The sequence below is a fragment of the Bradyrhizobium sp. 35 genome, assembly GCF_023073215.1.
Classification (GTDB): Bacteria; Pseudomonadota; Alphaproteobacteria; order Rhizobiales; family Xanthobacteraceae; genus Bradyrhizobium; species Bradyrhizobium canariense_D.
In genome coordinates this window covers 228,748-244,741 of sequence record NZ_JADPJC010000080.1, presented here as the reverse complement: position 1 = coordinate 244,741, position 15,994 = coordinate 228,748, and the positions used below count along the sequence as shown (strand labels likewise).

15 protein-coding genes are annotated in these 15,994 nt (G+C 64.2%); 6 read left to right on the top strand and 9 right to left on the bottom strand.

The annotated features are described in order from the left end of the window. Positions 1 to 61: 61 nt before the first annotated feature. The 3 genes from IVB36_RS17335 to rfaD are packed head-to-tail and all read right to left on the bottom strand — an operon-like array spanning position 62 to position 3,821. Positions 62 to 1,348, bottom strand: a complete 1,287-nt coding sequence (locus tag IVB36_RS17335; RefSeq protein ID WP_247392506.1) for an O-antigen ligase family protein — start codon at positions 1,346 to 1,348, stop codon at positions 62 to 64. Continuing rightward, positions 1,345 to 2,829 carry a D-glycero-beta-D-manno-heptose-7-phosphate kinase gene (gene rfaE1 / locus IVB36_RS17330; protein ID WP_247392504.1) on the bottom strand — a complete coding sequence of 495 codons (1,485 nt, stop codon included), beginning with the start codon at positions 2,827 to 2,829 and terminating at the stop codon, positions 1,345 to 1,347. The genes IVB36_RS17335 and rfaE1 overlap by 4 nt, the downstream gene beginning before the upstream one ends. Positions 2,830 to 2,840: 11 nt before the next feature. Next, positions 2,841 to 3,821, bottom strand: a complete 981-nt coding sequence (gene rfaD, locus IVB36_RS17325) for an ADP-glyceromanno-heptose 6-epimerase (RefSeq protein ID WP_247392502.1) — start codon at positions 3,819 to 3,821, stop codon at positions 2,841 to 2,843. 172 nt (positions 3,822 to 3,993) lie between these two features. On the opposite strand from rfaD, the gene waaF reads away from it, so the two are divergent. Beyond that, the gene (gene waaF / locus IVB36_RS17320) at positions 3,994 to 5,064 is read left to right on the top strand and encodes a lipopolysaccharide heptosyltransferase II (RefSeq protein ID WP_247392500.1); all 1,071 of its coding nucleotides are present in this window, start codon (positions 3,994 to 3,996) and stop codon (positions 5,062 to 5,064) included. Positions 5,065 to 5,241: 177 nt separating this feature from the next. Here the strand turns inward: waaF and IVB36_RS17315 are convergent, their stop codons facing one another. Then, entirely contained in the window at positions 5,242 to 6,279 is a 1,038-nt protein-coding gene (locus IVB36_RS17315) for a glycosyltransferase family 4 protein (protein ID WP_247392492.1), read from the bottom strand. Between the two features lie 125 nt (positions 6,280 to 6,404). Here IVB36_RS17315 and galE point away from each other — a divergent pair, with 125 nt between their 5' ends. The 3 genes from galE (at position 6,405) to IVB36_RS17300 (ending at position 10,076) form a co-directional block, all read left to right on the top strand. After that, a complete protein-coding gene (gene galE / locus IVB36_RS17310) occupies positions 6,405 to 7,418 on the top strand; it encodes a UDP-glucose 4-epimerase GalE (RefSeq protein WP_247392491.1) in 1,014 nt (337 codons plus the stop codon). A 118-nt stretch (positions 7,419 to 7,536) separates the two neighbouring features. Continuing rightward, positions 7,537 to 9,339 (top strand): ABC transporter ATP-binding protein, encoded by a 1,803-nt coding sequence (locus IVB36_RS17305; RefSeq protein ID WP_204511789.1) that lies wholly within the window; start codon positions 7,537 to 7,539, stop codon positions 9,337 to 9,339. 35 nt (positions 9,340 to 9,374) lie between these two features. Continuing rightward, on the top strand, positions 9,375 to 10,076 hold the full coding sequence (locus IVB36_RS17300) for a fumarylacetoacetate hydrolase family protein (RefSeq protein WP_247392489.1): 702 nt from the start codon (positions 9,375 to 9,377) through the stop codon (positions 10,074 to 10,076). 64 nt (positions 10,077 to 10,140) lie between these two features. Here the strand turns inward: IVB36_RS17300 and IVB36_RS17295 are convergent, their stop codons facing one another. Then, complete coding sequence (locus IVB36_RS17295) at positions 10,141 to 11,481, bottom strand: MFS transporter (RefSeq protein WP_247392486.1); 1,341 nt, start codon at positions 11,479 to 11,481, stop codon at positions 10,141 to 10,143. A 140-nt stretch (positions 11,482 to 11,621) separates the two neighbouring features. Continuing rightward, positions 11,622 to 12,080: a nuclear transport factor 2 family protein gene (locus IVB36_RS17290; protein WP_247392484.1), complete on the bottom strand. Its 459-nt coding sequence runs from the start codon at positions 12,078 to 12,080 to the stop codon at positions 11,622 to 11,624. A gap of 130 nt (positions 12,081 to 12,210) precedes the next feature. On the opposite strand from IVB36_RS17290, the gene IVB36_RS17285 reads away from it, so the two are divergent. Beyond that, entirely contained in the window at positions 12,211 to 12,753 is a 543-nt protein-coding gene (locus IVB36_RS17285; RefSeq protein ID WP_247392482.1) for a periplasmic heavy metal sensor, read from the top strand. 6 nt (positions 12,754 to 12,759) lie between these two features. On the opposite strand, the gene IVB36_RS17280 is transcribed toward IVB36_RS17285, so the two are convergent. The 3 genes from IVB36_RS17280 to IVB36_RS17270 all read right to left on the bottom strand — a co-directional run bounded on the left by IVB36_RS17280 (position 12,760) and on the right by IVB36_RS17270 (position 15,049). Further along, positions 12,760 to 13,689, bottom strand: a complete 930-nt coding sequence (locus tag IVB36_RS17280) for an aspartyl/asparaginyl beta-hydroxylase domain-containing protein (protein ID WP_247392480.1) — start codon at positions 13,687 to 13,689, stop codon at positions 12,760 to 12,762. Positions 13,690 to 13,823: 134 nt separating this feature from the next. Further along, positions 13,824 to 13,979: a hypothetical protein gene (locus tag IVB36_RS17275; RefSeq protein ID WP_247338248.1), complete on the bottom strand. Its 156-nt coding sequence runs from the start codon at positions 13,977 to 13,979 to the stop codon at positions 13,824 to 13,826. 146 nt (positions 13,980 to 14,125) lie between these two features. Next, positions 14,126 to 15,049, bottom strand: a complete 924-nt coding sequence (locus IVB36_RS17270) for a LysR family transcriptional regulator (RefSeq protein WP_247392478.1) — start codon at positions 15,047 to 15,049, stop codon at positions 14,126 to 14,128. 214 nt (positions 15,050 to 15,263) lie between these two features. Here IVB36_RS17270 and IVB36_RS17265 point away from each other — a divergent pair, with 214 nt between their 5' ends. Next, positions 15,264 to 15,974 (top strand): SDR family NAD(P)-dependent oxidoreductase, encoded by a 711-nt coding sequence (locus IVB36_RS17265; protein WP_085394527.1) that lies wholly within the window; start codon positions 15,264 to 15,266, stop codon positions 15,972 to 15,974. Positions 15,975 to 15,994 lie beyond the last annotated feature (20 nt).

Genomic DNA, 15,994 nt, shown 5'->3' with positions numbered 1-15,994 from the left:
CATGCCAGTCAAGGCTTGCCAGTCAAGCTTGCCGGTCAAGGCTTGCCATCCGGCCGGGCATTCAGGAACCGGCTTCCGCCGTCTTCGCCTCGGCCTGCTGGGCCCGGATCACCATGCCGCCGGCAACGCCGACACCGATGACGTACATCCAGCCCTCGTGGAAGTCGAACAGATGGGAGTTGAACAGCGAGGTGAAGACGTTCTGGACCACGACCAGGAGGCCGACCCAGTTTGCGAGCCCGTCGCCGCGAAACAACAGCAGATGCAGGATCCAGATGGCGTAGAGAGCGGCGACCCCGATGATGCCCCATTGCACGGCCACGTTCAGCGTCTGGTTATGCGGGTTGCCGATCACCTCGGCGGACGCCAGGTTCTGATCGCCGGGCGTCGCGGCCCGCTGGAACAATCCACGCGTCGAGCCGGTGCCGTGCCCCTTGATCGGCGCCTCCGCGAAGAAGCCGAGGGATTTCCGCCAGAATTCGAGCCGCAAGCCGGCCGAGGTCGGCGCGCCTGTTTCGACATAGCGTGTGTAGTCGCTGGCGAAAGTGTCGTAGGTCTTGCGCAATTGCGGCGAGGCCTGCCAGGCGAGAACCGCGCCCACGAGCAGGGCGGCGGAGATGATCGCGATGCTGCGCCATCTCAGATGAAGCAACGCAAACACGCCGAACAGGATCGGAATGGTGAGGAGCGCGGTGCGCGATACCACCACGAACACCATATTGACGAAGAAGGCGAGCGCAAGCGCCGTGAGCAGCCCTGCGATCCAGTAGCGCTTCTGACGCTGCAACTGCACGATCGGATAGGCGAGCGCGACCGCGCAGAGCGTGAACTCCTGGCTCTGGTCGATGTAGTTCTTGACGAAGATGCCGCGCTCGCCCCGGTCGGATTTAAGCGCGAGGTCTGGGTAGAAAGCGACGAGCCAGGACATCACCGACAACAGCGCGCAGGACACCAGGAAGGCGACGAACACCCAATGTCCGCGCGGCGAGCGCGCAAAATGATAGAGCAGGACCGGCAGCACCAGCAGCTTGACGGTCGGATTGACCGCGTAGAAGCGCGCCCCCCAGGCCGCGTCCGACCACAGCGTCCCGACCAGCGCGAGCAGGACCAGCGCAATCGGCGTCGCACAGATCGGACGCTTGAGCGATTGCAGGAACTCACGGACGTCGAGGAACGGCACCATGCAGAGCAGCATCAGGACATTGAATATCGCCGCAAGCGACGTCGACCATGGCAGCGAGGCCGCAGTCAGGATCGCAAACAGATCGACCGTCTCGGACCAGGCCGCCGGACTGCGCAGACGCCGCCACAGCACCTGGCCGGTCGTCTTCCCGGCGAGCGTCGTCACTTGCCCTCTCCCCGCGCGCGATGAACCAGCGCCGTCGTGCTGAAGCCCTGGAGAATGTCGACCAGCACCACGGTCCCGCCCGCGGCCTCGACGACCTCATGGCCGACCACCTGCTCGCGGGTGTAATCGCCCCCTTTGATCAGCGCGCTCGGCTTGATGCGGGTGATCAGGTCGATCGGCGTATCCTCATCGAAAATAACGACCAGATCGACGGCTTCGAGCGCCGCCAGCACTTCCGCACGCGCTCGCTCGTCCTGAACGGGGCGGTCGGCGCCCTTCAGCCGCCGTACCGAGGCGTCGCTGTTCAGCCCCACGATCAGGCGGTCGCAGGCGGAGCGCGCCGCTGTCAGCACCTTGACGTGGCCGGGATGCAGGATGTCGAAGCAGCCATTGGTGAAGCCGACGCGCTGGCCTTGCTTCTTCCATTCCGCGAGCTGCGCGTCGAGCGCGCCGGGCTCGAGCACGATCTTCTCCTCGGCCGCGAGATAGGCATGCGGCAAGATCTTTCGCTTCAGCTCGGCCGCACTCACGCTGGCGGTGCCCTGCTTGCCGACGGCGACGGCGGCCGCGGCACTGGCCATGCGAAGCGCCGTGTCCCAGTCCGCGCCCGTGGCGAGCGAGACCGCGAGCGCCGCGGCAACGGTGTCGCCGGCGCCGGAGACGTCGCGCACCTTGACCGGAAACGCCGGAACGTGAACGGCCTCGCCGTTGCGCGGCACCAGCGTCATGCCGTGCTCGCCTTGGGTGACCAGGATCGCTTCGCAATCGGCGAGCCGCATCACGTCCTCGCTGGCATCAACGATGCTCTGCGGCGTGTCGGCGCGGCTTCGGGTCGCTTCCGAAAATTCCTTGCGATTGGGCGTGAGCAGCGTTGCGCCGCGATAGATCGCCCAGTTTACGCTTTTGGGATCGACGATCACGGGCTTAGCGAGTTTTCGCGCGGCGTCGATGGTGTGGCGGATGACGCGGGCGGTCAGCACGCCCTTGGCGTAGTCGGACAGCAGCACGATGTCGGCGCGCGCGATCTGCGGCAGGATTGCTTCGATCAGCTTGGTCTCGATCGTATCGGAAGCAGGCTGTGCCTGCTCCCAATCCGCACGCAGCATATGCGTGGAAAAATGCTCGGAGACGAAACGCACTTTTCGCGTGGTCGGACGCGAGGGATCGCACACCAGCACGCTTTCGATGGCGCCCTGCTCCGCAAGCGTCGAGGCGAGCTGCCTGCCCGCCTCGTCCTCGCCGACGAGGCCGACGAAGATGCAGCGCGCGCCGAGCGCGGCGACGTTGCGCGCGACATTGCCGGCGCCGCCGATATGGATCTCGCTGCGCTGGGCCGCGATGACAGGCGCCGGCGCCTCCGGCGATATCCGCGACACCTCGCCATAGACGAACTCGTCCAGCATGATGTCGCCGATGCACAGCACCGTGCAGCCTGAGATGGCTTGCGCGAGGGCATCGAAATTGAGAATGGGCGTCGGCATGGTGATGGACCTCAGCGGAAGCGGTCGGGCCGGTCGAGATAATCCCCGACATAGGCCTTGACCGCGTCCTCGAGCGTCGTGAAACCGCCATTGTAGCCGGCGCGGTGGAGGCGATCGACCTCACTCTGGGTGAAGTACTGGTAGCTGCCGCGGATCTGCTCGGGCATGTCGACGTATTCGATGTTGGGGCCGGCGCCGAGCGCAGCATAAGCCGCCAACATCAGGTCCCTGAAGCTGCGTGCCTTGCCGGTGCCGACATTGAACAGCCCGGACACCGAGGGCGTTGCCAGCAGCCACATGATCACGCGCACGACGTCGTCGACATAGATGAAATCGCGGCGCTGATCGCCGTCGGCGATGCCCTCGCGATGCGACTTGAACAATTGCACGACGCGGCCCGCTTTGACGTCGTCGAAGCGGCGCGCCAGAACGCTCATCATCGAGCCCTTGTGGTATTCGTTGGGGCCGAACACGTTGAAGAACTTCAGTCCGGCCCATTGCGGCGGCAGCTTCTCGCCGTTCGCAGCGCGCTCGGCGACGGCAAGATCGAACAGGTGCTTGCTCCAGCCGTAGAGGTTCATCGGGCGCAGTTTCTTCAGCGCAGCGACCGAGGCATCGTCGTCAAATCCTGCCTCGCCGTCGCCGTAGGTCGCCGCCGAGGAGGCGTAGATCAACGGCACCGCATTCGCCGTGCACCAGTCCAGGAGGCGCATCGACAGGCGGAAATTGGTCTCGAACACCAGGTCGCCGTCGGTCGCGGTGGTCGCGGAAATCGCCCCGAGATGGATCACGGCATCGAGCTTGCGGCCCTGCAGCCAGTCCGGCAGCTCAGCTGGCGGCACGATATCCAAAAGCTGCCGCTTGGCGAGGTTGCGCCATTTGCCCTCGTTGCCAAGGAAATCGCAGACGACCACGTCGCTGCGGCCGGCCTCGTTCAGCGCGGCGACGACATTCGATCCGATAAAACCGGCCCCGCCGGTCACCAGCAACATTCCAACTTCCCTGCCAGATTCCGCCTGCCCGAAGTTTTGCGGCCCGGTTCTGCCCTAGCGCATGATCCGCCAAAGTGTAAGCGGTTTTGGGATTGCCACTCAGCCGGCTTTACCTGCCGGCCCGGAGCGGCTAACCGAACCGCCACATCAGCGCACCCCGGCCCTTTAACGAATGAACCAAGATTCGCAATTTAATGGGGAGGCAGATCGGGGCGACACGCGCCCGATCCTGATCGTCCCCTACATGTGGATCGGCGATTTCGTCCGGAATCACACCGTCGTGCGGGTCCTGAATGAGCGCTGGCCGAACCGGCCGGTCGATCTGCTCACGACCTCCCTATGCGCGCCCCTGGTCGATTACATGCCGGGCGTGCGCGAAGCGATCGTCTGGGACCTGCCGCGCGGGCGACTCGCCGTGGGCCGCCAGCTCGGCTTGGCGAAGCTCCTGCGCGAGCGGAACTACGGCACCGCCCTGGTGCTGCCCCGGACCTGGAAGGCCGCCATTGCGCCCGCTTTGGCCGGCATTCCGGAAAGGGTCGGCTTCGTCGGCGAGTTCCGGTTCGGCCTGCTCAATCGCTGGCGTTGGGGCGAAAAGAAGCTGCCCCGCTTCATCGACAAGAACGCCGCCCTCGCCCGGCCCGATGGCGCCCCGCTGCCGGCGGAATGGCCGGTGCCGCAGTTGCGGGTTCCGACCGGGGACATCCTTCGCTGGCGGCAGGCCAATGGCCTCAGCGCCGGCGCCGCGGTGGCCCTGGCCCCCGGCTCGGTCGGCGTCTCAAAACGTTGGACCTACTATCCCGAGGCCGCCCGCTTGCTGGCCGAGCGCGGCCTTGAGGTCTGGGTTGTCGGCGGCCCCGGGGAAAAGGGCCTGGCCCAGGAGATCGTCGCGGCCGGCGGCCCGGGGGTCCGGGACCTCACCGGCAATGATCTGCGCAACGGCATGCTGGCCATGGCTGCAGCCGGCGTCGCGATCTCCAACGATTCCGGCCTGATGCACATCGCAGCCGCCCTGGGCACGCCGACCATGGGCATCTTCGGGCCGACCAGCCCCTATCTCTGGGCCCCCCTCAACGGCCTCGCCGCGACCGTGGTGCAGGACAAGAGCGTGCTCTCCTGCCAACCCTGCCAGAGCACGATCTGCAAGATGAACGACCACCGCTGCATGCGAGATATCGCGGCGAGCGAGGTGGTGGAGATTGCGCAGCGGGTGCTGGGTGGGGTGGGGACAAGGGCTTCGACCTGAAGGCCGTCGAGGCTATGCCGACGATGACATCATACCGGTGTTTTGCCCGACGAGTCAAATCGACTTCGTAAAATCCGCAGCTTCGGGATGCCGGCCAAGCCATTGATTTCGTTGGCCTCGGCTACTGTGCATGGGGTTGTTTTCGAGGTTTTTTTGTTTGCTGCCCTGAAGGCGATGTCAAAGCAGCGGCCGATAGACGTCCCCGATCCGTGACGCCTCCGCATCGAGACTGAATTGCGCGAGCACCCGTGCCCGCCCGCGCTCGCCCATAGCGATCGCGGCGGCCACGTCACGCATCAGCGGTTCGACCGCTGCAGCCAGCGCGTCCGCATCACCGGTCGGGATCAGCACGCCGGTCACGCCATCCTCGACCACGAGTTCGGCCGCCCCGGCGCGCGCGGCGACCAGCGCGCTGCCGGCGGCCATCGCCTCGATCAACGTCAGGCCAAAACCTTCGTTGCGCGAGGTGAAGGCGTAGATGGTCAGCCGCTGATACCAGCGCTGCACGTCTTCGATCGGCAACTCGCCAGTGATGACGATGCGCGATTGCAGACCGGCGGCCTCGATCCGCTTCTTCAGGTCGTTTGCAAAAACGGTTTGCTCCGGTGTGACCTGGCCGACGATGATTGCGGTGAAATCCGGATAGCGCGGCAGCAAGCGGCACATCGCATCGACGAACACATCGGTGCCCTTCTGCGCGCGTACCCGGCCGAAGCAGCCGATCGCATAGCGGCCCGGCAACGCGGTTTCCGCGAAGGCAGCAGTGCGGTCGAGCGGCGGCGCATAGACGGCGGTGTCGACGCCATGCGGAATCACCGTCGCCTTCACCTTCAGGAACGAGGCCGAAAGATCTGATGTCGCGATGATCGCGTCCATGCGCCGGATCAGCCAGCGCGTGATCCAGCTATGATGGCGCTGTGCCGCCGAGGTGAAGACGAGCTTGAGCGGCCAACCGAGCGCGCGCAACAGCACACCCGCGATCATCTCGTTGTTGCGGCGCGCGTGCCAGATCAGCGGCGCCTTGCGGCGCCACAATCTCAGGAGATCGGCACCGTTCAGGCGCGCGATCCCCTCCGGCGCGTCGGAGCCGAACCACGCGGCGCGATAGAGCTTTGCCAGCCGCGGCGCCACCATCCGGTTGGTCGCGGTGACCCCGGAATAGCGCCTGTGCAGATTTGGCACGATCACTTCGAGATCGCCTGGGGAATTCGCCACGCCACGCTCCGTTTCGAAAGTCCCTATACGCAACATTAAGCATAGTGACCAGTTCAGCCGCGCCGATACCCACTCTTCACCACGTAAACGTTAGCTTGGAGCGTTGATCGAAGACGGGTGAGATCATGACTGTGCTTGTCACCGGCGGTGCCGGCTATATCGGAAGCCACACGGTTCTGGCGCTGGCGGAAGCCGGCGAGGACGTCGTCGTGATCGACGATCTCTCCACCGGTTTCTCGTCCTATCTGCCCGAAGGCGTGCCGCTGTTCATTGGCGATGCCGGCGACGAGAACCTGCTCGAGGGCGTGATCGCCCAGCACAACATCGAGAGCATCATCCATTTCGCCGGCTCGGTGGTCGTGCCGGAATCGATGCGCGATCCGCTCGGCTACTACCGCAACAATTTCATGACCGCGCGCAATTTGCTCAACGTCGCGGTCAAGCGCGGCATCAACCGCTTCATCTTCTCCTCCACCGCGGCCGTCTACGGCGATCCGGACCTGGTGCCGGTGCCCGAGCATGCGCCGACGCGGCCGCTGTCGCCCTACGGCTCGTCGAAGCTGATGACCGAGATCATGCTGCACGACGTCGCCGCCGCCTACGGCATGCAGTACGTCACCTTGCGCTATTTCAACGTTGCGGGTGCCGATCCGCAGGCGCGCATTGGATTGGCCACCGTCGGCGCCACGCACCTGCTCAAGATCGCGGTGGAAGCCGCGACCGGCCAGCGCGCCAAGATCGACGTGTTCGGCACGGACTATCCGACCCAGGATGGCAGCTGCATCCGCGACTTCATCCATGTCACTGACCTGTCGCAGGCGCATCGCTCGGCGCTCGCTTATTTGCGCAACGGCGGCGCCTCGACGACGCTCAATTGCGGCTATGGCCGCGGCTACTCGGTGCTGGAGACCATCGACGCGGTGCGCCGTGTGTCGGGCCGCAGCTTCGCCGTGCAATACGCCCCGCGCCGGCCCGGCGACATCATGACCATGGTCGCCGACACCAGCCGGATCCGGGGCCTGCTCGACTGGAAGCCGCAATACGACGACCTCGAGACCATCGCCGCGCATGCGCTGGCGTGGGAGGACAAGCTGTACCGCGAGCGCCACGGCGAGCTCCGCCAGGCCGCCTCGGCCTAGATTCCATCCGGGCGCAAGCCCTTAATTGGGCTTGAAAAGCGCTGGCTTACCGGGCACAGAGGCCGCTCGATCCCTGACGCGCGGGCAGGCTTATTCCTGTGCCGTCAATGGACTGCGGATGGCTCAGTTTCCAAAGAAAATCACCGACGATCCCTATGCGGCAGCGGTGCTGATTCGCCGCCTGGTCACGGAACAGGGCATCATCTACTGGCGGCGCTACCTCGTCGCCTTCGCGCTGATGGCGCTTGCCGCCGGATCGACCGCGGGCGCGACCTACGTGCTCGGCCAGGTCATCAACCAGGCCTATGTCGACAAGAACATCCCGGGCATCGCGATGTTCTCGGGCATCACCGTGATCCTGCTCTTCATCAAGGGCGTGGCGACCTACGGCCACATGGTGATCCTGACCAAGATCTCCAACGCCATCCTCGCCACCAACCAGCGCCAGCTGTTCGCCAAGTTGATGCGCGAGAGCGTCGGATTCTTCTCCGAGCGGCATTCGTCGGAATTCCTGGCGCGGCTGACGGCCGGCGCGAAGTCCATCACCGATGTCCTCAGCATGCTGGTCAACGCCGTCGGGCGCGACCTCATGATGCTGCTCGCCATGATCGGCGTGATGGTGTGGCAGGATCCGGTGATGTCGTTCATCGGCCTCGTCGCCGTGCCACCGGCGATGCTGGTGCTGCGCAAGCTGGTCAAGCGCATCAAGGGGCTCGCCTACAACCAGTTCACCGGCACCGCCGACATCCTGGAGACGATGCAGGAATCGCTGCAGGGCATCCGCACGGTGAAAGCATTCACGCTCGAAGACACCATGCAGACCCGCATCGACGAGAACATCGCGATCGTCGAGCGCAACGCCAACAAGATGGCTCGCGTCGCCAACCGCTCCAATCCGCTGATGGAGATGCTCGGCGGCTTCGCGGTCGCCGGCTGTTTGCTTTACGGCGGCTATAGCGTAGTCGCCCTCAACGCCACGCCCGGCGCGTTCTTTTCCTTCATGACCGCGTTCCTGATGGCGACCGAGCCGGCCAAGCGGCTGGCGCGGCTCAACATCGACCTCAACAGCCAGCTCGTTGGCGCCCGCATGCTGCTGGAAGTCGTCGACAGCCCCGCGAGCGAGCATTCCGACGACGACAAGCCGGCGCTGAAACTGTCGACTGCGCGCATCGAGCTGCGCGACGTCAGCTTTTCCTATCGCAACGGTGAGACCGTCCTCAACCGCATGAGCTTTGTTGCCGAACCCGGCAAGGTCACTGCGCTGGTCGGCCCATCCGGCGGCGGCAAATCGACCGTGCTGGGGTTGCTACTGCGCTTCTACGAGGTGACGCAAGGCGACATCGTGATCGACGGCCAGTCGATCGGCGCCGTCTCCCGAAAATCGCTCCGGGCCCAGACCGCCTATGTCGGTCAGGACGTCTATCTGTTCCGCGACACCATCCGCAGCAACATCGCGTTCGGCCGCGCCGGCGCGACCGAAGACCAGATCATCGATGCCGCGAAAGCGGCCTGCGCGCATGATTTCATCATGGGCTTCCCGCTCGGCTACGACACGCCCGTCGGCGAGCACGGCACGCAGCTGTCCGGCGGCCAGCGCCAGCGCATCGCAGTTGCGCGCGCGCTGATCAAGAACGCGCCGATCATCCTGCTTGACGAAGCCACCGCCGCGCTCGATTCCGAGTCCGAGCGGCAGGTGCAGGAGGCGATCGAGCATCTCTGCCAGAACCGCACCACCATCGTGATCGCGCACCGCCTGCACACCATCATGCACGCCGATGCGATCCTGGTGGTCGAGGGCGGCGAGATCGTCGAGCAGGGCCGGCATGACGAGTTGCTCCGCCGCGGCGGCCGCTACGCCTCGTTCTTCCGCCTGCAACATCACGACGCCGGTGCTCTGGCGCCGATCAGCGCAACCGCATAGAGTTCCCTTCACCTCAAGAGCAGCGAGATCGCACCATGAACGCCGCCTCCTACGTCATCCCGCTTCCGACCCAGGCTTCGCTTCCCGTCGTCGGGGAAAGCGGCCGTTATCCCGTGCGCCGCATCTGGTGCGTCGGCCGCAACTATCTCGAGCACATCCGCGAGATGGGCAATGACGAGCGCGCCCCGCCGTTCTTCTTCGCCAAGCACGCCGACATGCTGGTGCCCGACGGCGCCACCATTCCCTATCCGCCGCTGACCAAGGATCTCCATCACGAGGTCGAGCTGATCGTCGCGATGAAGAGCGGCGGCCTCAACATTCCCGCCGACAAGGCTCTCGACCATGTCTACGGCTATGCCGTCGGCATCGACCTGACCCGCCGCGACCTGCAGATCGCCTCGCGCAAGAAGGAGCGTCCGTGGGAGGTCGGCAAGTCGTTCGACTATTCGGCGCCCTGCTCCGCAGTGCAGCCGGCATCGAAGATCGGCCACCCCGCCCAGGGCAAGATCTGGCTCACGGTCAACGGCAAGGAAGCGCAGAAGGGCGACCTCACAGAGCTGATCTGGAACGTGCCCGAGATCATCTGGCAGCTCTCGCAGCAGGTGAAGCTCGCCGCCGGCGACATCATCATGACGGGTACGCCGGCCGGCGTGTCGCAGCTCCAGCCCGGCGACAAGCTCGAATGTGGCGTCGACGGCGTCGGCACGCTGAAGGTGAGCATCGGTCAGCCGGAATAAGGCTGAGCTCGAGATCACGGGACAGCAAAGCCCCGGGCATCGCGTCCGGGGCTTTTTTGCGGATTCAAGTTCGTCGCTCGTACGCCCCCGCGGCGTTGATGTCCTTTCCCGTGTAATCGGTCATCATCGCGGTCGCCACCAGCGTCACGACCGCGCAAATCGCGATGTAGATCGCGATCGCGGTCGCCGAGTGGAACGTGCCGTACAGCCAGGTAGCGATCAGCGGTGCGGGGCCGCCGGCGATCACGGATGCGAGCTGATAGCCTAGCGAGGAGCCGCTGTAGCGAAGGCGTCCGGTGAAGCTCTCGGCGATCAAGGCGGCTTGCGGTCCATACTGCATGTCGTGCGGAATCAGCGACAGGATGATCGCGAGAAAGATGATGGTCAGCGACCCCGTATTGAGCATGGCGAAATAGACGAAGCCGAAGATGCCCGTCACGGCAGCGCCGAGCATATACATGTTCTTGCGGCCGATCTGATCGGAGATATGTCCGCACAGCGGGATCGACACGAACGACAGCACGGAGGCCGAGAGCACCGCGGTCAGCAGGAAGTCGCGCGATACGTGCAGGGTGCCGATGCCATAGGAGAACACGAAGGCCGTGAAGATGTAGAACGGCGCCTGCTCCGACATGCGCGCAAAGGCAGACAGTAGAATCTCCTTCGGGTATTCCCGGATCACCGTGAGCATCGGCGTGCGATCGACCTGGCGTTCGGCCACGAGCCTAGAGAACACCGGGGTTTCGAGAATGCCGAGCCTGATATAGAGGCCCACGCCGACCAGGATGATGCTGAGCGCGAAGGGAATACGCCAGCCCCATGCCAGGAACTGATCACCCGCCATCTGGCTGAACACCAGCACGGCAAGATTGGCGAGGAAAAGCCCGCAGGGCACACCGAACTGCGGCCATGATGCGATCAATCCACGGGATCGATCGTTGTGCGCCCATTCCATCGACATCAGTACCGAGCCGCCCCACTCACCACCGACTCCGACGCCCTGAATGAACCGCAGCACGGTCAGGATCACGGCGCCCCAGATACCGATGCTGGCATAGGTCGGCACCACGGCCACCGCAGCGGTCGCCAGTCCCATCAAGAGCAAGGTCGCGATCAGCGTGGATTTACGTCCGATGCGGTCGCCATAATGGCCAAAGATTGCCGCGCCGACGGGCCGCGCGGCGAATCCGACCGCGTAGATCGCAAACGCCTCCAGCGTGCCGACCCAAGGATCGGAGTGAGGAAAGAAGAGCTTTGCGAAAACCAGACCCGTGACGGTGCTGTAAAGAAAGAAGTCATACCACTCGATCGCAGTCCCGATTGTGGAGGCGATCACGGCGCGGCGAAGCTGGCGCTGATGCTCGGGGGCGGTAAGTCGGGTGGCGTCGAGATCAAGGGTTGCCATGGGAGCGCATCCTCAGATAGGCCCCCGCTTGCGTGGTTTCACCTGTTATTGTTGCTGAAAAAACGACATTGGGTTCCAAGGGTTCCAACCGAGTTGGAATGAGAGGGTAAAACTTTAGTCGGCCCGCAAGCCCGGCGGCACTACCAAGCCTTCACCGGCCGATTGGCGTGGCTTGTCTGCGGCACACCCCGATTGAGCGACATGTGCGAATGCACGCACAGCCAACCATCGCCATATCCTGAAAACACCATCGTGGCCCGGCCGGGGCGTGGAAACGCGCTGCCGTCGGGATGATAGCCCGTGCTCGTCCACGGCACGACCACGGTCGCTATCGTGCCATCGGACGATGCCAGGACCGAGGCCTGGTTGATGACGAAACGGAAGTCGGACGTCTTCGGCCACACGTTGTCCCATTGCGTGGTGACCCATTGGTCGAGGCCGGGAATGACGTCATTGTGCGTGCCGAAGGCCAGCACTTCCGGATGGAAAAGCGGCCGCGCCGAAGCATAGTCGACCTCGCGGACATAGCCCGCGAAGGTCTCCAGCCAGTGCTGAAAGAACTGCGTGATCACGGTATTCGCGGTCGGCAAAGAGACCATCGTCTGCTCCATGTTCGCAACTCAATCGCGGCAATCTTTGTTGCCATGAGGCGAACCGTCCAGCAAGATATGTGGAGAGCACCGGTGGAGATCGATCGACCAGCCGGGCCGATTTCATGGAGCCAGACTCATGAGACGCCTTCTCCTGCTTGCAGCCACGCTTTGCGTCTCGTGCAACGTTGCCAGCGCGCAGTCCGTTCAGCCCTATGCCGGTCTTGAGCATCGCCCCATCAAGGCGCTGTCGCAGCAGCAGATCGACGATCTTCGAGTCGGACGTGGCATGGGCCTGGCACTTGCCGCCGAGCTCAATGGATATCCCGGTCCGAGCCATGTTCTCGAGTTCGGTGATCGGCTTGACTTGACCGCGGATCAGCGCATCCGGGTTCAGCGCCTCTTCGATGCCATGAAGCAAGAGGCGGTCCCGCTAGGTAACAAGCTGGTCGAGCAGGAAACGGAGTTGGACCGCCTCTTCTCCGCCCGCGTCGTGACGTCGGAGTCACTCAAGGCGGCCCTCGTGGCCCTTTCGGAAACCCAGGCACTGCTCCGCGAAAGCCACCTCAAATACCATCTATCGACAACCGCCCTGCTCGATCAGAGCCAAATGCAGCGATACGCGGAGCTGCGCGGTTACCAACGCCCTGATGACTCCGAACAACACAAGCACCGTCACTAAAGGCGATCACCGCAATGCCGACAGCACGATGAGACTGAGGATCAGCGCCGTCAGCGAATATTTGAGCGTGTAGTAGACGTTGCGATTCCATTCCTTGACCTTGCGGCTCGCAAGATGGATCTCATAGAGCTTGCCGAACACCTTGTTGAGCAGGCCGACGCTCTCGCCGTCGACGTTCTGGGTTGCAGAGGCCTTGACGATGTGGTGGCTGACCCAACGGTTGATCGCGGTCATGAAGCCGTATTTCATCGGACGCTCGACGTCGCAGAACAGGATGATGCGGTTGACGTCGGTGGCATTCTCCGCACTGTGGATGAAGGTCTCGTCGAACATAAAGGCCTCGCCGTCGCGCCAGACGCATTCGACGCCGTCGACCAGGATGCGGCACTTGTTCGAGTTCGGCGTGACAAGACCGAGGTGGTAGCGCAGCGAACCGGCGAAGGGATCGCGGTGGGCGCCGAGCTTGCCGCCCGGCGGCAGCATCGCAAACATCGCACCATGCACGCTCGGAATGGAGTTGAGCAGCTCCACCGTCTTCGGGCACAGCGTGCGCGCCGAAGGCAGGAAGTCATCGTACCATTTCAGGTAAAAGCGTTTCCAGCCGCTCTTGAAGAACGAATAGAAGCCCCAATCGTTGTTCTTCGCCGCCGCGCGAATGAAGCCTTCGTCGAACAGGCGAACGGCCTCGTCGCGAATGGTCTCCCAATTTTCGCTGAGGGCTTTCAGCTCCGGAAACTGCTCCACCGGGATCACCGGGTTGTTCGGCACCGCCGAGCCCGCGTACATCAGCACATTGTAGGGCGCGAGATAGGTGGAGTGGTCCCCGAGCTGGCGCGCTAAGCGCAGCCGCTGCTTGCCGCGGAAATGAACGTAGATCGTCGATGCCGCCAGCACATAGAGAATGACGAGTTGCGGCGCAAAAAGCTGTTTTAACATCTCCCCCGTTCCCCGGTGATTCAACCGGGGACGTGATCTATCCCGACGCGGCCCGAGCGGCAAGATATTCGCCGGTGGGTTGCAATCACGCTCCGGAGATCAGGGCTGGGAACTTGAGGCCGAACCGAGCCGAATCAGGCCCGTGACAGGGCCTGGAGGCCCTTGAAGGTCAGGCGCTTGGGGTCGGTGACGCCGGCAAGATACAGGCGGCGGATGAACGCGATGACGGCGGCGCGGTCGCAATCGGTCAACGCGACGACGGCGTCGACCGCGATTCTCTGGGCTTCCATTGGGCTCACCTCGGCCTTGCAAGTAACCCCGGCCGAGACAGGCTAGGACTCCGCGGTTAATCCGGCGTTAACCGTTCGGGCAACATGGCCGATTCACCCGACCCGCCGTATACGCAAAACAACGCATTGCCCGTGCCCGCAGCGGCTCACCGGGCAGTGATGCCGTTCTTGAGCCGAGCAAACTGTTTCTTCAGGCGCGGCACCGCAAAGTCCGTGAAGGTCCGCACCTTCGGTACCGAGAGCCGGCCCTGCGGACAGATCAAATGCGCGGGCATCTCGGGATCCTCGTGGCCGGCCAGGACGATCTCGAGTTCGCCGCGCGCAACCTGCTCACCTACCTGGTACGAATACATTCGCGCCACACCGCGGCCGGCGACGGCCGAGGCCACCGCCGCATAGGTGCTGTTGACGACGAGCCGCGGCGTGAAATGCACCGTGCGGGCGGCCGACGACCCGGCCTGCGGTGCAAAGGTCCAGGAATTGGGAAGGTGCGCCATCGCGACGATCTGGTGCTTGGCGAGGTCGCCGGGCTCGGTGATGCGCGGGTGCTGCTTCAGATAGCGCGGTGATGCTACCACGACGCGGCTGATCTCGCCGACCCGCATCGCGACCATTGCCGAATCCGCGAGATGACCGATGCGAAGCGCGACGTCGACCCCCTCCTCGATCAGATTGACGGCGCGATCGAACAGCAGGAGTTTTGCCGAGACGGTCGGATAGGCGTCGAGAAACGCATCGAGGATCGGCCGCAGCACCATCTCACCCGACACCACAGGCGCAGTGATAGTGAGCAGGCCGCGGGGGGCCGTGCGCGGCCCGGCCGCGATGTCGTCGGCCTCCTCCAACTCGGTGAGCACGCGGCGACAGACCGCGACATAGCGCTCGCCCTCCTCGCTCAGCTTGATGGAGCGTGTGGTCCGGTGCAGCAGCTCGGCACCGACCCGCTGCTCCAGGAAAGCAATGGCGCGGCTAACTGCCGCCGGCGAACGGCCGAGCTTGCGGCCCGCGGCCGCGAGGCTGCCCTCGTCCACCGCAAGGACAAACACCTTCATCGCATCCAGACGATCCATACGTTTCCCGCCAGCCCATCGAGGTCAGACTGGAAGCTAGGCGTTCGCTCCCGCTGCGACAACCACCGCCGGGAGCCGGTCCGGCATTCGTTCGCGCCGCGAAAGACTGTCTGCCGGACAGCGCGTATTCGCAGCCGGCCCGCTGCGGCGTACCTCATTGGCCAAGCCAGCCGCTGCTGGCGCAGGTTCTGAAAGCCAACAACAGGAGCCCATCATGGGTATCGAACAGAAGGTTGCCATCATCACCGGTGCTTCGCAGGGCATCGGTGCCGCCCTGGTCCAGGGTTTTCGCGATCGCAACTATCGCGTCGTCGCGACGGCGCGCTCCATTAAGCCGTCGGGCGATGAAGATGTCCTCACCATTGCCGGCGACATCGCCGACCGGAAGACCGCCGAGCGCGTGGTCTCGCAAGCCGTCGCGCGCTTCGGCCGCGTCGACACGCTGGTCAACAACGCCGGTATCTTCGTCGCAAAGCCGTTCACGCAGTATACGGCGGAGGACTATGCAGCGGTGATGGGCACCAACGTCGCTGGTTTCTTCCACGTCACGCAGCTTGGCATCGCCGAGATGGAAAAGCAGGGGTCCGGCCACGTCGTCCAGATCACGACGACGCTGGTCGACCAGGCCAATTCGAACGTGCCCTCGGTGCTGGCCTCGCTGAGCAAGGGTGGGTTGAGCGCCGCGACCAAGTCACTGGCGATCGAATATGCCAAGCGTGGTATCCGCGTGAACGCGGTGTCGCCCGGCATCATCAAGTCACCGATGCATCCCGTCGCGACGCACGCCCAGCTCGATGCGCTGCATCCCGTCGGCCATATGGGCGAGATGTCCGACATCGTCGATGCCGTGCTCTATCTCGAGGGCGCCTCCTTCGTCACCGGCGAAATCCTGCATGTCGACGGCGGCCAGAGCGCCGGCCACTGAACGCTAGCGCCTTCGCGCAC

Coding starts and splice junctions, on each gene's coding strand:
- rfaE1 (WP_247392504.1), bottom strand. CDS start 2,829: ATGCCGACGCCCATTCTCAATTTCGATGCCCTCGCGCAAGCCATCTCA.
- rfaD (WP_247392502.1), bottom strand. CDS start 3,821: ATGTTGCTGGTGACCGGCGGGGCCGGTTTTATCGGATCGAATGTCGTC.
- waaF (WP_247392500.1), top strand. CDS start 3,994: ATGAACCAAGATTCGCAATTTAATGGGGAGGCAGATCGGGGCGACACG.
- galE (WP_247392491.1), top strand. CDS start 6,405: ATGACTGTGCTTGTCACCGGCGGTGCCGGCTATATCGGAAGCCACACG.
- IVB36_RS17305 (WP_204511789.1), top strand. CDS start 7,537: ATGGCTCAGTTTCCAAAGAAAATCACCGACGATCCCTATGCGGCAGCG.
- IVB36_RS17300 (WP_247392489.1), top strand. CDS start 9,375: ATGAACGCCGCCTCCTACGTCATCCCGCTTCCGACCCAGGCTTCGCTT.
- IVB36_RS17295 (WP_247392486.1), bottom strand. CDS start 11,481: ATGGCAACCCTTGATCTCGACGCCACCCGACTTACCGCCCCCGAGCAT.
- IVB36_RS17290 (WP_247392484.1), bottom strand. CDS start 12,080: ATGGTCTCTTTGCCGACCGCGAATACCGTGATCACGCAGTTCTTTCAG.
- IVB36_RS17285 (WP_247392482.1), top strand. CDS start 12,211: ATGAGACGCCTTCTCCTGCTTGCAGCCACGCTTTGCGTCTCGTGCAAC.
- IVB36_RS17280 (WP_247392480.1), bottom strand. CDS start 13,689: ATGTTAAAACAGCTTTTTGCGCCGCAACTCGTCATTCTCTATGTGCTG.
- IVB36_RS17275 (WP_247338248.1), bottom strand. CDS start 13,979: ATGGAAGCCCAGAGAATCGCGGTCGACGCCGTCGTCGCGTTGACCGAT.
- IVB36_RS17270 (WP_247392478.1), bottom strand. CDS start 15,049: ATGGATCGTCTGGATGCGATGAAGGTGTTTGTCCTTGCGGTGGACGAG.
- IVB36_RS17265 (WP_085394527.1), top strand. CDS start 15,264: ATGGGTATCGAACAGAAGGTTGCCATCATCACCGGTGCTTCGCAGGGC.